Source organism: Oceanobacillus sp. CF4.6 (assembly GCF_051262635.1).
GTDB lineage: Bacteria > Bacillota > Bacilli > Bacillales > Amphibacillaceae > Oceanobacillus.
On sequence record NZ_JBIMEX010000002.1, the window covers coordinates 156,695 to 172,183 of the forward strand.

At 39.1% G+C, this 15,489-nt stretch carries 14 protein-coding genes and 1 pseudogene; all 15 read right to left on the reverse strand.

Features of this window, described 5'->3' with window-relative positions:
- Window positions 1-118: 118 nt before the first annotated feature.
- The 15 genes and pseudogenes from ACHABU_RS04395 to uvrB all read right to left on the reverse strand — a co-directional run bounded on the left by ACHABU_RS04395 (window position 119) and on the right by uvrB (window position 15,305).
- On the reverse strand, window positions 119-1,783 hold the full coding sequence (locus ACHABU_RS04395) for a glycerol-3-phosphate dehydrogenase/oxidase (protein ID WP_435762662.1): 1,665 nt from the start codon (window positions 1,781-1,783) through the stop codon (window positions 119-121).
- Between the two features lie 195 nt (window positions 1,784-1,978).
- Entirely contained in the window at window positions 1,979-3,472 is a 1,494-nt protein-coding gene (gene glpK, locus ACHABU_RS04400; RefSeq protein WP_435762665.1) for a glycerol kinase GlpK, read from the reverse strand.
- Between the two features lie 167 nt (window positions 3,473-3,639).
- Window positions 3,640-3,757, reverse strand: a pseudogene (locus ACHABU_RS04405) (aquaporin); the annotation flags it as partial.
- Window positions 3,758-3,946: 189 nt separating this feature from the next.
- Window positions 3,947-4,492, reverse strand: coding sequence for a glycerol-3-phosphate responsive antiterminator (locus ACHABU_RS04410; RefSeq protein WP_435762667.1), 546 nt, complete (start codon window positions 4,490-4,492; stop codon window positions 3,947-3,949).
- A gap of 21 nt (window positions 4,493-4,513) precedes the next feature.
- Window positions 4,514-5,023 carry an acyltransferase gene (locus ACHABU_RS04415; RefSeq protein WP_435762669.1) on the reverse strand — a complete coding sequence of 170 codons (510 nt, stop codon included), beginning with the start codon at window positions 5,021-5,023 and terminating at the stop codon, window positions 4,514-4,516.
- A gap of 2 nt (window positions 5,024-5,025) precedes the next feature.
- A complete protein-coding gene (ppaX, locus tag ACHABU_RS04420; RefSeq protein ID WP_435762671.1) occupies window positions 5,026-5,661 on the reverse strand; it encodes a pyrophosphatase PpaX in 636 nt (211 codons plus the stop codon).
- Window positions 5,636-6,595 carry a nucleoside recognition domain-containing protein gene (locus ACHABU_RS04425; RefSeq protein ID WP_435762673.1) on the reverse strand — a complete coding sequence of 320 codons (960 nt, stop codon included), beginning with the start codon at window positions 6,593-6,595 and terminating at the stop codon, window positions 5,636-5,638. The genes ppaX and ACHABU_RS04425 overlap by 26 nt, the downstream gene beginning before the upstream one ends.
- Window positions 6,596-6,628: 33 nt before the next feature.
- Complete coding sequence (lgt, locus tag ACHABU_RS04430) at window positions 6,629-7,507, reverse strand: prolipoprotein diacylglyceryl transferase (RefSeq protein ID WP_435762676.1); 879 nt, start codon at window positions 7,505-7,507, stop codon at window positions 6,629-6,631.
- Between the two features lie 19 nt (window positions 7,508-7,526).
- Window positions 7,527-8,459 carry an HPr(Ser) kinase/phosphatase gene (gene hprK, locus ACHABU_RS04435; protein ID WP_435762678.1) on the reverse strand — a complete coding sequence of 311 codons (933 nt, stop codon included), beginning with the start codon at window positions 8,457-8,459 and terminating at the stop codon, window positions 7,527-7,529.
- A gap of 92 nt (window positions 8,460-8,551) precedes the next feature.
- Window positions 8,552-8,911: a phage holin family protein gene (locus ACHABU_RS04440; RefSeq protein WP_435762680.1), complete on the reverse strand. Its 360-nt coding sequence runs from the start codon at window positions 8,909-8,911 to the stop codon at window positions 8,552-8,554.
- Complete coding sequence (locus tag ACHABU_RS04445; protein WP_435762682.1) at window positions 8,911-9,105, reverse strand: PspC domain-containing protein; 195 nt, start codon at window positions 9,103-9,105, stop codon at window positions 8,911-8,913. Before ACHABU_RS04445 ends, ACHABU_RS04440 begins: the two co-directional genes overlap by 1 nt.
- A 130-nt stretch (window positions 9,106-9,235) precedes the next feature.
- A complete protein-coding gene (bshB2, locus tag ACHABU_RS04450; protein ID WP_435762685.1) occupies window positions 9,236-9,907 on the reverse strand; it encodes a bacillithiol biosynthesis deacetylase BshB2 in 672 nt (223 codons plus the stop codon).
- Window positions 9,908-9,934: 27 nt separating this feature from the next.
- Window positions 9,935-10,288, reverse strand: coding sequence for a YojF family protein (locus tag ACHABU_RS04455; RefSeq protein WP_435762687.1), 354 nt, complete (start codon window positions 10,286-10,288; stop codon window positions 9,935-9,937).
- 147 nt (window positions 10,289-10,435) lie between these two features.
- Window positions 10,436-13,315: an excinuclease ABC subunit UvrA gene (gene uvrA / locus ACHABU_RS04460; protein ID WP_435762689.1), complete on the reverse strand. Its 2,880-nt coding sequence runs from the start codon at window positions 13,313-13,315 to the stop codon at window positions 10,436-10,438.
- A gap of 7 nt (window positions 13,316-13,322) precedes the next feature.
- Window positions 13,323-15,305: an excinuclease ABC subunit UvrB gene (gene uvrB / locus ACHABU_RS04465; RefSeq protein ID WP_435762691.1), complete on the reverse strand. Its 1,983-nt coding sequence runs from the start codon at window positions 15,303-15,305 to the stop codon at window positions 13,323-13,325.
- Window positions 15,306-15,489: the final 184 nt, after the last annotated feature.

The following is a 15,489-nucleotide window of genomic DNA, read 5'->3' on the forward strand; positions in this document are numbered from 1 at the left end:
TCGTCAAAAGTATACCATATATTTACCGCTAATAACATAGGACGGAAGGAAATGCAAAATTTAGGCGATAGAAAAAGCCAAGCTTGGCTGATTGGCTTTTTTCTATGATATGGATATATTATTTCACAGGGGTTACTGACTCTTCCAGAAGTTGCTTCAATTCAGCCGTATAACGATATTGCTGTTCTACACTCCATTTAAAGGTTTTTGTCAAATAATTGATCACATCTTGACAGTGCGTTTCAACCCAATCTCTGTCGAAAAATAATGCACCCGTTCTTTGCACAAAAAAATCAACAGGTTTATATGCTAATTCATAATCAATCGAATAATTTACTTCTGCAAAAACGATTGGATCAATCTTTTCGTTTTTTGCTTCGGCATATTTATGATGATATATTTCAAAAAAGGTATCGATATTGGAACCATATCTTTGTACGACTTGGGCAGCTATATCTCTGTTAAGCCCTAAACGAACACCTTCTTCTATTTTCCGCTTCTTGTATTTCTCGAAACCTTCAGACCCACCGACATCCCCACCGGAAATGGGCAAGTGTTTCGTTTCACTTCTAGAATACAGAATTCCCTCTTCATCTTTCAATTGGTTGATAATTGTATCCACTGCTTGTTCCGCCATTTTTCGATAACCAGTAAGCTTACCGCCAGCCATCGATATCAATCCAGAATCAGATATGAATATTTCATCTTTACGGGAAATTTCACTTGGACTTGTTGCTCCCTCTTCAGCAATAAGCGGTCGTAATCCAGCCCAACTCGAATGAACATCTTCAGCCGTTATTTTTAGTGACGGAAACATATATTGAATTGCATCGAGTAAATAATCACGATCCTTTTCCGTTATCAACGGGTGGGCGATGTCACCCTCATAGGTCGTATCTGTAGTACCTACATATGTAATGTTGTCACGGGGAATAGCAAAAATCATTCGACCATCCGGAGCATCGAAATAAATTGCTTGCTGTAACGGAAAGATGTCTTTTGAAAATACCAAATGGACACCCTTCGTTAAGTGTAAGGATTTCCCATGTTTTGACCCATCTATCTCCCTTACTTCATCTACCCAGGGGCCACCAGCATTTATAATTTTTTTTGCATAAATTTTATGTGTATTACCACTAATCTGATCCTCCACAATAACACCACAAGCTTTATTTGATACATCATAAATAAATTCTACTACCTTGGCATAATTCATTGCATGAACGCCATGCTCCACTGCTTTTTTTAGGACTTCAATCGTCAGTCGGGCATCATCTGTCTTATATTCTACATAATAGCCGCCTCCCCGTAGATCTTTACTTTTTAGGAGTGGCTCTCTCTTTAGCACTTCATCCGGTTTGAACATTAAACGGCGTTCCTCTTTCTTCACTCCTGCCAGAAAATCATATACCCGGAGACCAATATTCGATGTTAATGGTCCAAGTGTACTTCCTTTATGAAAGGGAAGTAGCATCCATTCCGGTGTTGTTACATGTGGTCCGTTCTCATATACGATTGCCCTTTCCTTCCCTACCTCTGCTACCATTTTCACTTCAAACTGCTGTAGGTAGCGTAGTCCCCCATGCACCAACTTTGTGGAACGACTTGATGTTCCCGCGGCAAAGTCCTGCATTTCCACTAATCCTGTTTTTAGACCTCTTGTTATCGCATCAAGTGAAATACCCGCTCCTGTGATTCCTCCGCCGATTACTAACAGATCAAGTGAAACATTTTCCAATTTATTATAAATATCATATCGATGATGGCTTGAAAATAAAGTCATTTCCACACACTCCCTATTAATAGTCTTTTACTTCTACCTATATTTACCCTGTTTAAAGCAATCATGTAATAAGAGAAACAAAAAACCGCAAACACACCAGTACACAATTGTACTAGTCGTCTGCGGTTACTCCATTTCTCCGTCCAAATCCTATTAACTTATATTAAGTATAGCATATCTCCCTAGTATATGGAACTATTTAAACGACCTTGCTGACGCTACCGCTTTTTGCCACCCAGCGTATAAATCTTCACTCTGTTCATCGTCCATTTCATTTGTAAAAGTACGTTCATTCAACCATTGTTTCGCAATCTCATCTTTATCTGCCCAATAACCAACTGCTAATCCAGCAAGATAAGCTGCTCCAAGTGCCGTTGTTTCCTGTACCACCGGTCGGTCAACAGGTACACCAAGAATATCACTCTGGAACTGCATGAGAAAATCATTTTTCACTGCACCCCCATCGACACGTAGCGTTTTCAAATCAATTCCAGAATCAGCAATCATTGCATCCAACACATCTTTCGTCTGGTATGCAAGTGACTCCAATGTCGCACGGATAAAGTGGTTTTTTGTTGTACCTCTTGTTAACCCAAATACTGCGCCCCTTGCATCACTATCCCAATAAGGAGTTCCCAATCCAACAAACGCAGGTACCATATATACACCATCTGTAGAGTCCACCTTTGTCGCAAAGTCTTCACTTTGTGGGCTTGATTCAATTATTTTCAGTCCATCGCGTAACCACTGGATAGCAGACCCTGCAACAAAAATACTACCTTCCAATGCGTATTCCACCTTACCATCTACTCCCCATGCTAATGTGGTTAATAAACCATGATCAGACTGGACAGGTTTTACTCCGGTATTCATTAACATGAAACAACCAGTTCCATACGTATTCTTTGCCATCCCTTTTTCGAAGCATGCTTGGCCAAACAATGCTGCTTGCTGATCTCCAGCAATACCTGCAATTGGCACTTCATGCCCGAAGAAATGGTATCCTACCGTTGTGGCATATACTTCAGAGGATTGCCGAACCTCAGGAAGCATGCTCTTAGGTACGGTTAATATTTCCAAAAGTTCCTCGTCCCACTTAAGATCATAGATGTTAAACATCAATGTCCTTGATGCATTGGAATAATCGGTAATATGCGTTTTTCCACCAGAAAGCTTATAAACGAGCCAACTATCCATCGTTCCAAATAATAGATTGCCATTCTCAGCTTTTTCTCTTGCACCGTCCACATGATCAAGAATCCATTTCACCTTCGTACCTGAAAAGTATGGGTCTATTAACAAACCAGTTTTTTTCCTAATTAAGTCCTGATGGCCTTGTTCGGCTAATTCTTTACAAATTTCTTCTGTCTGACGTGACTGCCAGACAATTGCCTTATAAATCGGTTTACCAGTATTTTTATCCCAGACGACCGTCGTCTCACGTTGGTTCGTAATACCAATTCCAGCAATTTGACTTGGATCAATATCAGCCTTGCGCAATACATCTGCGATACAAGCCAAAACAGAGGTCCATATTTCATTTGCATCATGTTCCACCCAACCAGGCTTCGGAAAGAATTGTTCAAATTCCTTTTGAGCAGTCTCCACGATTTTCCCATCATGATTAAATAATATTGCCCGTGAACTTGTTGTACCTTGATCTAAGGATAAAATAAATTTTTCTGTCATTTTAAAATTCCCCTAACACGATTTTTTGGTTCACTATATCTGCAATTGCTCGCTCTTTTAAGCTCACATTTACTCCTCCAATTAAAAGTATAATATTAGTATCCTTCATACCCAAAACAGTACCGAATTATTCCCTGAAAAGATTGCTTGATAAAATAAAGCTCCATATATACCACCATTGTAACAGCAAGTCTCCAACCAATAATGATGACGACCCAGCTAACCCCTTCTGCTTTCGTACTATTTAATACGACTCCTCCGACGATTCCATCCCCAAAAAATCATCGTCTCAACTAACTCAGCTAAAAAGCTGACATTAAAAAGACCCACACTTCAATAGACATACTCTTTATAAGAGTACGATCGAAATACAGGTCTCCAAGTCTCCACCATTAATTAACTTGTTCTTTATCTTAACTTGCAATGAAAACGTTGTCAATATATTTTAATTATTCTTAATCGTTCATGAAATTTCTAGAAGCTCCATAGGTTCTTATTCGATGTGGATACCGCTACAGCACCAGCTTGCATCGCTGCTTGCACTTCTCCTACACTATTTATCAGTCCACCGGCTATTATTGGAATAGTTGTTTGCTGACCGATTTGTTCAATAATTGTAGGCATGAGTCCCGGCAATACTTCAATACAATCCGGTTTTATCTTTTCAACCAGCTTTAAATTATGATCAAGGGCAAGACTATCTAAAAGAAAGATTCGTTGAATGGCTAAAAGTTTATGTTTTTTTGCCAGATTAATAACATTCCCTCTAGTGGATAGTATACCATCGGGTTTAACTACACGAATTAAAAACTCCATTCCAAATTCATCTGATTTCAAACCCTGTATTAAGTCAAAGTGAATCAGAACCTTCTTATTGGCTTTCCTAGCGTACTCGACCAAACTTCCTATCTGAACAAGCCTTGATTCAAGAATTACAATAGAATCATGACTTGTTTCCAATGCACTGTCAAAGTCTTTCATTTTTCTTATTGCGGGTAATATCCCAGATGGTATATCCATTTATGTCACCTACTTGTTCATTTAATCTAAATCCCGCTTGTCCATTTCTTCTTTCGTATAAATTAATCGCATTGGATTACCACCAACGAATGCACCTGCAGGAACATCTTTATGTACCAATGTTCCTGCAGAAACAATTGCATGGTCTCCGATTGTCACACCCGGAAGGATGGTCGAATTAGCTCCAACCATCACTTCATCGCCAATAATGACTTCCCCAATACGATATTCTTTTATTAAATATTCATGCGCCAATATCGTTGTATTATAGCCGATGACACAATTACGACCGACCGTAATCTTTTCAGGAAACATAATATCCGGCATCACCATTAAGGCAAAAGATGTCTCTTTCCCTACCTTCATCTTCAGAAAAACGCGGTACAACCAATTTTTCATATTTAAAAACGGTGTATATCTTGCAAGCTGAATCACGATAAAGTTCTTTACAACCTTCCAGAACGGGACAGTTTGATAAATTTGCCATAAAGAATTAGAGCTTTCTACCTTAAATCGTTCGGTTCTTCGCATCGTTATACACCTGCAATTTTCAACAAATCTGACATTTGTTCCAGCATATAGGTTGGATTGTATTCCATTAATCTCTCTTTTCCTTTATGTGACCAAGCTACCCCTGCAGTCTGTACATTTGCATTTTTCCCGGACTCAATATCATGATGATTATCACCAACCATTAATGTTGTTGCTGGATCTGCCTGTAAAGACTCCATTGCCTTTAATACTGGTTCGGCGTGTGGCTTCGGTCGGCTGACATGATCAAATGTAATGATCGTATCGAAAAAGCGATCCAAACCCGTAAGTGTTAATCCCATATTTACTGATTTTGTCATTTTTGTCGTGACTATTCCAAGTTTTATTTCTCGCTTTAGAAGTTCTTCCAACGTCTCGATTACTTGTGGAAAAGCAGTTACATAATTATCATGTTCGGACAAGTTATGTTCACGATAGGTTGCAACCATCCTATCCGCTTTTTCCGGATCAATCTTTTGAAATGTCTCAATGAGAGGCGGACCATTAAACTCCAGGATTTCATCTGGTGTAAATGCTAGCTTATAGTGTTCAAATGTATGCCGGAATGAAGCATTAATTAATTCATTTGTGTCGATTAATGTTCCATCCAGATCAAAGAGAATTGTACGAATGCTCATGTAAGGCTCCCTTTCTTTTCCTTCTTTCTTTACTGTTCCAGACAAATGCGATTATCATTGTGAGCAGGATTGCTGTTGTTAAACGTATGATTAGTAATGGCAATACTGGTATACCCAATGGAATAAATATGAGTGTATCTTCGACAATAGCATGACAGGATACTAGAAAAATCATGGCAAGATACATATCCTTCTTTGATACATTATCCTCTTTTACTGCCTGAATCATTAGTCCTGCACCATATGCCAATCCAATTGTTAAACCTGCCACCATTGTCATTGATGCTTTCTTATCCATTCCAAGAATCTTTAAGAATGGAGCAAGCTTATTGGACATCGCGTTCATCCACCCTAGCTCACGCATATATTGCATAATGACCATTAGTGGAATAACAATTAGTGCTAATTGCAAGATAGCAATTAAAGCTGTTTGCATGCCATGTAACGCAATTTCTCCCCATCCATTTAGGACAACCTCCGTTGCAGTTACAAAACCGTACTGTGCCATTTCAGCGCCACCATGCCATATGAGGTTGATGATTGTGGCCGCTGCCAGTGCAAGTCCGACACGAATGCCGATAATAACCCACCATTTAACACCTACTTTTGTTGCCACAGCAGATTCCACAAATAAATTATGTGAAAATGAAAGCATGACTGCAAGAATAAATACTTCTTTTACTGTGAACTCAAATGAAAGGATAGCCGCTATCCCTGCGTATAAATTGAGTGTATTTCCAAGTACTAATGGAACTGCTGCTTCTCCTGGCAAACCAATCAAACCCATTACAGGTGCTAATAAACGAATAATCCACGGTAATACAGGGGTAAATTGTAAAATAGTAACAATCAATGTAATAGGAAAAATTACTTTCCCCAAGGTCCATGTCGTGTTAAAGCCCTGTTGTAGACCTCGGTATAATATTCCGGACATCTTACTACCTCTCTTTCAATGTAAAAGTTTGTGCTATTTTTTCTTCTTTTTTCGTTTCTTTTTAGTATTATGATTGGATTTCTTCTTTTCAGGAATTGGAATATCATTGTATCTTACTGTTACCGTTCTCCGTCGATAAATAATGAAGATAATCGATACGACAATCATCAAAATGGAAATTAATTGTGCAGTCCGTATTTCACCAAATACATACAAACTATCTGTACGAAGTCCTTCGATAAAGAAGCGGCCAATGGAATAAAATATGGCATAGCTCAGGAATATTTCCCCACGCAACGGATTATACTTTCTTATTAGTAGAAGGAGAGTGAAAACGAGAATATTCCAAACGGATTCATATAAAAATGTCGGATGATACATCACACCATCAATTATCATCTGGTTCATGATAAAGTCAGGTAAATATTGATGAAAACTTTCATATGTAGATTGAGCAATCGGTCCTCCATGTGCTTCCTGGTTCATAAAATTTCCCCAGCGTCCAATAGCCTGTGCAAGGATCAAACTTGGAGCTACAATATCTGCCAATTGCCAAAATGGAACGTCTCTCACTTTTGAAAAGACAATTGCTGTCAATACACCGCCAAGAACTGCCCCGTGGATGGCAATTCCTCCTTCCCAGATGGCAAAAATACTCCACCATGGTCCATCTGCATACCTTTCCCACTCAAAAACAACATAGTAAATACGTGCACAAATAATCGCAATCGGAACTGCGAATACGATAAAGTCAATAAGTAAATCCTTTTTCAATCCGAGACGATCTGCCTCTTTTGTAGCCAAATAAACCCCTATCAACGCCCCAAACGCAATAATTAATCCATACCAATAGATTGTTAAGGGTCCTAATTCAAGAAATACCCTGTCTAATGGAGGTGCACTGTATAACAAAGAAAATCACTCCTACTTGTCAGTCTTTTTGTTCATGTTCAATCATGGTTGTCAAACGGTCTGAAAATTCCTCAGCTGCATTGACGCCCATCCCCTTCAATCTATAATTCATTGCTGCAACTTCAATAATAACAGCAAGGTTTCTTCCTGGCCGAACAGGGATTGTTGCTTTCGGTATATGCACATCCATGATTTTCATTGTATCTTCATCAAGACCTAGACGATCATATTGTTTCTTCTCATCCCAATTTTCCAGATTAATCACGAGGGAAATTCTTTTTTTACTGCGGACAGAACCGGCACCAAATAATGTCATTACATTGATGATTCCCAACCCGCGAATTTCTAATAAATGTTCAATTAGTGGAGGGGAATTTCCAATCAGGCTATCATAATCCTCCTGGCGAATTTCCACATTGTCATCAGCTACCAAGCGATGTCCACGTTTTACAAGTTCCAATGCTGTTTCACTTTTACCTACTCCACTTTGGCCAATAATTAATACACCAACCCCATAGATATCTACCAAAACTCCATGTATGGCAGTAAACGGGGCAAATTTTGCTTCCAAATAATTGGTAAGTCTACTGATGACACGAGTCGTTTTCCTCGGTGAATGCAATATCGGAACACCAGACTTATTCGACTCTTCGATTAAAATCTCTGGAATATCCATTCCTCTGGAAACGACAATTCCCGGAGTAATATCCGTACAAAGATTTTTCGCTCGATCCCTTTTCTGCTCATCATTTAAATCAAGGAAGTAAGTCATTTCGGTTTTCCCGATTAACTGGAGACGTTCTTTTGGATAATATTTAAAATAACCTGTCATTTCAATACCTGGACGTGATATATCACTTGTAATAATTTCTCTGTTGATCCCATCCTCTCCTGCTATTAAAACAAGATTGAAATTTTCCAGTAAATCTTTTGTGCGGACAACTGCTGCCATTTAAAAACTCCTCCAATCATTAACCTGGACATGCTAACTGATATATATTCTAGCATATGCCAAGGAAAAAACGTAGGCATGAGCCTACGTTTTTATCCTTTGAGGGAATCTTTTATAAGACTGTTCAAAAGCATGCTAATCAGAGAAATGACAATAGATGCAATAATGGCTATACCAAACCCGTCGATTACAAATGAGGAACCTATTAACGCCTGAGCAAACATCAGCGTTATAGCATTAATAATGATTAGAAATAACCCAAGTGTTAGTATGGTAATTGGTAATGTCAATATAATTAAAATTGGTTTAACCAATATATTTAAGATAGCTAGAATGAAGCTTGCTAATAGTGCTGTTCCAAAGCCCTCTAAATGGAAGGAATCAAACAGTTGCGCCACAGCAATTAAGGCAATTGCATTTAAAACAAGTGATACAATCCATCTCAAAATCATCAGTAAATCTCCTCTTCCTTAGGTATGATTAAGGCCGCAACCAAATATACCAGGGCAAACGTCATAAAACTAGGAATCAGCAAAACTACAAATATTAATCGCAATAGCGTCGCATCAATATTAAAGTACTCACCAAGTCCCCCCAGTACTCCTGACATCATTTTATTTGAAGTTGAACGGTACAACCGCTTCATCTGCTCATCCTCCTTCTTTTGTTATATTTCCCCTAAAGTTTACACTCTATAAACATATATACGTTTCACTTCGCCAAAAAGTTTCCTAAAGGTAAAAATTCCCCTGCAGCTTTTCTGCAAGGGGAAAGAATTAGTCTTCAAACTTCCACGTGTAAAATTCCTCTTTACTGAATCTTTCTTTAATATCTTCCTGAATTTCGCTTTCCAACTTATCGATATGTTTAAATTGTCCAAGTACACCTGCAGCCTGTGAATCATGACAAAGAATTGCTTCCATTTTGTTTTCAAAAAAGTCGCTAATATCGTTTCGGATATCCGGCTTTCCGAGTACATCATAATAATTATTTGTAATTGCTTGAGCCCAAACAACCGGACGTTGATTAGAATCCATTAAGCGAACTGCTTCTATTGCAGCTGCCCCTAATGCATTATGGTCGGGATGTACCGCATGTTCCGGATAATGCGTGATGACAAGACTTGGTTGGATTTCATCCAAAATCTGTTTTAGATTTGCTGCTACTTCACTACGGTCTTCAAATTCAAGCGTCTTATCACGATATCCAAGCATTTTTAAATCCACATCCAGCGCTTTACACGCATTAATTAACTCTTCTTTTCTAATAACTGGCAATGTCTCCCGATTGGCATACGTTGGGTTACCCATGTTTCTTCCCATCTCTCCCAACGTTCCACATAAATATGTAACGGGCACATCCTGTTCACGGAATTTGGCAATCGACCCAGCTGCACCAAATGATTCATCATCAGGATGAGGATATATAACGACAACATGTTTTTCCATTCTGTTCACCTATTTTCATAATTTAATTTAATAGTTAAAAGGTGTTTCACTAATTTCCAGGGAAACCATCAATCTGCCTTCACGATCGTGACCTGCTAGCAATAGTTTTGTCCCTTCATGCATTACCCAGTCTGTCAGCCCTTCTGCGTATATCCAACCCATTTCCATTTTTAAACCTGCACGATAAACTTTACCGTCACCGACCAGCTTCGCTTGCGTAAATACGACGTTTGCATTGCGTATATACGCTCCAACATTGTATGCCTGGTCATTAAAATGACTTGCATATGCACCATTTGTCGTTTCTAAATGTACATATACGCTTTTATTCGTATACGCGTCCAGAACAGTCTGGACTTTATCTATTTCAATTGGTTTCATCTTTCCATCCTCCAATTCACACCTAATTTCACTGTACCGAAACCCGCTTAAAACGTCAATCAGTTCGTTCCAATATCCTAAGTATATCATCCTTTATTTTGGCTAAAAAGACAGTAGCGATAAAACACTACTGTCTTTTGCAATTGTTTAGTTTGTACTGACTTTTTCCTTTTTTGTTAACGCTTCTTGCATTCGTTTATTGTCACGCTCAAGAATGGATTTTAAATATTTGCCGGTATAGGATACATCCTCTTGTTTCGCAATCTGTTCAGGTGTTCCGGTTGCAACAAGCTGACCACCTTTATCTCCACCCTCAGGCCCAAGATCAATGATATGGTCGGCACTTTTGATTACGTCCAGATTATGTTCGATAATCACTACGGAATCCCCATTATCAACAAGACGCTGTAAGACCGTAAGCAGCCGCTTAATGTCGTCTGCATGCAGTCCTGTTGTCGGTTCATCTAAAATATAGAATGATTTACCGGAAGACCGTTTGTGAAGCTCACTCGCCAATTTAACACGTTGCGCCTCTCCACCTGATAGTGTTGTTGCCGGCTGGCCAAGCTTAACGTAGCCAAGACCAACATCAAAAAGGGTTTGCACTTTACGCTTTATTTTAGGAATAGGAGCAAAAAAGTCTACTGCTTCCTCAACCCGCATTTCGAGTATATCGGCGACACTTTTCCCTTTGTATTTTACTTCCAATGTCTCACGATTATAGCGCTTACCGTGGCACACTTCGCATGGAACATAGACATCCGGCAGGAAATGCATAGCAATTTTAATAATTCCATCGCCACGACATGCTTCACAACGTCCACCTTTAACATTAAAGCTGAAGCGTCCTTTTTTATAACCTCGTATTTTTGCTTCATTCGTTTGGGAGAATAAGTCCCGAATATCATCAAACACACCAGTATACGTAGCTGGATTTGACCTTGGTGTACGTCCAATTGGGGATTGGTCGATAGCAATAATCTTATCAATATGTTCGATTCCTTTAATCTTTTTATGTTTACCAGGCTTGTGATTTGCTCGATTCAATGTTTTGGATAAATATTTATAAAGGATCTCATTAATGAGTGTACTTTTACCTGAACCGGATACACCTGTCACTACTGTCATTAAACCAATTGGAATTTTAACAGAAACATCCTTCAGATTATTTTCAGATGCTCCCAAAATTTCAATTTTTCGCTTATCCGCTTTTCGTCGTTTGGTAGGTACAGAGACAAACTCTTTGCCGGATAAATATCTTCCCGTTAAAGAATTTTCGTCTTTCATTACCATTTCTGGTGTATCATTTGCAATAATCTCCCCACCATGTTCCCCTGCACCTGGTCCAATATCAACAAGCCAGTCTGCTGCAAGCATTGTATCCTCATCATGCTCCACAACAATTAACGTATTATCGAAGTCACGCATTCTTTTAAGGGTTTCAATCAGTCGATCGTTATCACGCTGATGCAGTCCGATGGATGGTTCATCCAACACATACAATACACCCGTTAAGGCAGAACCGATTTGAGTTGCTAATCTGATTCGTTGTGCTTCTCCACCTGAAAGCGTTCCTGCTGCACGGGATAGTGTAAGATATTCCAGCCCAACATTATAGAGGAACTCCAAACGATTATCAATTTCCTTCAAAATCATTTTGGCAATCTGTTGTTCCTTTTCAGTCAGTTTTAGGTTTTTGAAAAAGTCTACCGCTTCTACAACAGAAAAATCGGTCACATTGCTTACATGTAATCCATCAATTAAAACGGCACGTGCCTCTTCTTTTAAACGATGCCCTTTGCATGTTGGGCAATGTTTTTCTGCCATATATTTTCCTAATGTTTCACGAGTGTACTCAGATGATGACTCCTTATGACGACGAGCTATATTATTGATCACACCTTCAAAAAGAATGTCACTGCTTCGTGCTCGACCAAAGTCAGTTACATAATGAAAGTTAATTTTCTCCTTGCCACTGCCATACAATATTTTATCCATTTTATCTTGCGGAATATCTTTAACTGGTATATTCATGTCAATATCATAATGTTCACAAACACTTTTCAGTAGTTGCGGGTAATATTGTGAGCTAATCGGTTCCCATGGTGCAATAGCACTTTTCTTCAATGTCAGGTTCCAGTCAGGAATAACCAGGTCAAGATCCACTTCCAGTTTTGTACCGAGACCATCACAGCTCGGGCAAGCCCCAAACGGACTATTGAAGGAAAACAGGCGTGGTTCCATCTCGCCAATAGAGAACCCGCAAATTGGACAGGCATGATTTTCGCTGAAAGTCAGTTCTTCCTGACCGATAATATCAACAAGAATCTTCCCTTCTCCCAATTGGAGTGCTGTTCCTATTGAATCACTTAATCGTCCAGCAACACCTTCCTTAAGGACGACACGGTCAATGACAACTTCAATCGAATGTTTTTTATTCTTCTCAAGCTTAATTTCTTCGGATATTTCACGCATTTCATTATCGACCCGAATACGAATGTAGCCTTCTTGTTTCAATTTCTCCATAACTTTAACATGTTCACCTTTTTTTCCTGAAATAACTGGGGCGAGGATCTGCAGCTTGGTTCTATCTGGATATTCCAAAACCCGATCAACCATCTGCTGAATCGTTTGTGAGCTGATTTCTATTCCATGTTTTGGACATGTTGGGCGTCCTACACGTGCATAGAGTAATCGCAAATAATCATAAATCTCCGTTACAGTTCCAACAGTGGATCTCGGATTTTTACTCGTCGTTTTTTGGTCAATTGAAATGGCTGGCGATAATCCTTCAATCACATCCACATCAGGTTTATCCATTTGACCGAGAAATTGCCTTGCATACGCGGAGAGGGACTCAACATAACGGCGCTGTCCTTCTGCATAAATGGTGTCAAATGCGAGTGAAGATTTCCCAGATCCGGATAAACCTGTTACAACGACAAGTTTATTTTTCGGTATCTCAATATCTACATTTTTTAAATTATGGGCCCTGGCACCCTTTATCTTAATTGATTTACTGGGCATGAAATGGTCATCCTTCCGCTTTTAATTCAAATATTACATCACGAAGTTCTGCTGCTTTTTCAAAATCAAGCGACTTGGCAGCATTCTTCATTTCTTTGTCCATTTGTTCGATTACTTTTTCTCTTTCTTTCTTTGTCATCTTCTTCAGACTCTTCGTTTTACCTTCATATTTATCTTGATCTTCTGCTACGACGGTTGCTTTTATCACATCACGGACTTCTTTAATAATCGTTTTCGGTGTGATTCCATACTTTTCATTATAATCCCTCTGAATCGTACGTCTCCTTGTCGTCTCGTCCATCGCCAACTGCATAGAATTAGTGATCCTATCTGCATACATAATAACTCTACCATTTTCATTACGCGCAGCTCTACCCATCGTTTGAATTAGGGCTCGTTCAGAACGTAGGAATCCTTCCTTATCGGCATCAAGAATGGTAACAAGGGAAACTTCCGGAATATCCAAACCTTCCCGGAGCAGGTTAATTCCGATCAGAACGTCATACGTCCCAACGCGGAGATCACGAATAATTTCAATCCGTTCCAATGTTTTAATTTCCGAGTGCAAATAGGCAACCTTAATTCCAATCTCTTTCAAATAGTCGGTAAGATCTTCAGACATTTTCTTCGTAAGTGTTGTAACCAGAACACGTTCATTTCGCTCTGACCGTTTATTGATTTCTTCTATTAAATTATCAATTTGACCTTCAATTGGTCGGACTTCAATTTCTGGATCAAGTAAACCTGTGGGACGAATAATCTGTTGCGTCATTTCCGGGTTATGTTCCAGCTCGTACGGTCCAGGTGTTGCAGACACATAAACGAGTTGCTTTGTTTTTTCTTCAAACTCCTGAAACTTTAATGGACGGTTATCCATTGCAGAAGGAAGACGAAATCCATGATCAACAAGGACCTGCTTCCTTGCCTGGTCTCCATTGTACATTCCCCTGATTTGCGGGAGAGTAACATGGGACTCATCGACGACAACTAAGAAGTCTTCCGGGAAAAAGTCAATCAATGTATATGGCGTTGCTCCTGATTCTCTCAGCGTCAGATGTCGGGAGTAGTTCTCTATACCAGAGCAAAACCCCATTTCACGCATCATTTCCAAATCATAATTAGTACGCTGTTCCAAACGTTGTGCTTCCAATAACTGATTCGCTTCTCGTAATTCTTTCAATCGTTCTTCCAATTCTTTTTCGATATTGTTAATCGCTATTTTCATTTTTTCTTCACCGGTGACAAAGTGGGATGCAGGAAAGATCGCAACATGTTCCCGATCACCAATAATTTCACCTGTTAACGCATCTACTTCCCGGATACGGTCTATCTCATCTCCGAAAAACTCTACCCGAATACAACGCTCTTCCCTTGAAGCAGGAATAATTTCAACAGAATCGCCTCTAACACGAAACGTACCACGTTGAAAATTAATATCATTCCGTGCATATTGAATGTCTACAAGATTGCGAAGTAATTGATCCCGATCTTTTTCCATTCCCATTCGTAGGGAAAGAACCTGATTACGATATTCTTCCGGATTACCTAAACCATATATACAAGAGACACTGGCCACAATTAATACATCTTTTCTTTCAAAAAGGGACGATGTAGCCGAGTGACGTAATTTATCGATTTCATCATTAATACTGGCGTCCTTTTCAATAAATGTATCTGTTGATGGGACATACGCTTCCGGCTGGTAGTAATCATAGTAACTAACAAAGTATTCTACTGCATTATCCGGGAAAAACTCTTTAAATTCACTATACAATTGTCCTGCCAATGTTTTATTATGGGCGATGACCAATGTCGGCCGATTGATTTCCCGAATCACATTGGACATTGTAAATGTTTTTCCTGTTCCCGTTGCACCAAGCAATGTTTGATGGCGCTGGCCGGCAAGAACTTTTTTCGTAATATCCTTTATTGCCTCAGGCTGATCCCCTGCAGGCTCATATTTTGAAACCAATTCAAATTTATCCTTCATAGATGCATCCTCCGTTTCTCTATAAAGTTTTCTACTATCTCTAATTATATATTTTAACATAAAATCGAACAAGTATTCGATGTATTTGTTTGATAGGCTCTTAATTATAATACCCATAAATCTCTTCCGAAAATCATTTCCCCTTTTTCATAGAGTGAGGAACCGTGCTGCTTTCAATTTCTAT

Bases quoted from the DNA above. Each gene is read 5' to 3' on its own strand.
- ACHABU_RS04395 (WP_435762662.1), bottom strand. From the start codon at position 1,783: ATGACTTTATTTTCAAGCCATCATCGATATGATATTTATAATAAATTG.
- glpK (WP_435762665.1), bottom strand. From the start codon at position 3,472: ATGACAGAAAAATTTATTTTATCCTTAGATCAAGGTACAACAAGTTCA.
- ACHABU_RS04410 (WP_435762667.1), bottom strand. From the start codon at position 4,492: ATGGATATACCATCTGGGATATTACCCGCAATAAGAAAAATGAAAGAC.
- ACHABU_RS04415 (WP_435762669.1), bottom strand. From the start codon at position 5,023: ATGCGAAGAACCGAACGATTTAAGGTAGAAAGCTCTAATTCTTTATGG.
- ppaX (WP_435762671.1), bottom strand. From the start codon at position 5,661: ATGAGCATTCGTACAATTCTCTTTGATCTGGATGGAACATTAATCGAC.
- ACHABU_RS04425 (WP_435762673.1), bottom strand. From the start codon at position 6,595: ATGTCCGGAATATTATACCGAGGTCTACAACAGGGCTTTAACACGACA.
- hprK (WP_435762678.1), bottom strand. From the start codon at position 8,459: ATGGCAGCAGTTGTCCGCACAAAAGATTTACTGGAAAATTTCAATCTT.
- ACHABU_RS04440 (WP_435762680.1), bottom strand. From the start codon at position 8,911: ATGATTTTGAGATGGATTGTATCACTTGTTTTAAATGCAATTGCCTTA.
- ACHABU_RS04445 (WP_435762682.1), bottom strand. From the start codon at position 9,105: ATGAAGCGGTTGTACCGTTCAACTTCAAATAAAATGATGTCAGGAGTA.
- bshB2 (WP_435762685.1), bottom strand. From the start codon at position 9,907: ATGGAAAAACATGTTGTCGTTATATATCCTCATCCTGATGATGAATCA.
- ACHABU_RS04455 (WP_435762687.1), bottom strand. From the start codon at position 10,288: ATGAAACCAATTGAAATAGATAAAGTCCAGACTGTTCTGGACGCGTAT.
- uvrA (WP_435762689.1), bottom strand. From the start codon at position 13,315: ATGCCCAGTAAATCAATTAAGATAAAGGGTGCCAGGGCCCATAATTTA.
- uvrB (WP_435762691.1), bottom strand. From the start codon at position 15,305: ATGAAGGATAAATTTGAATTGGTTTCAAAATATGAGCCTGCAGGGGAT.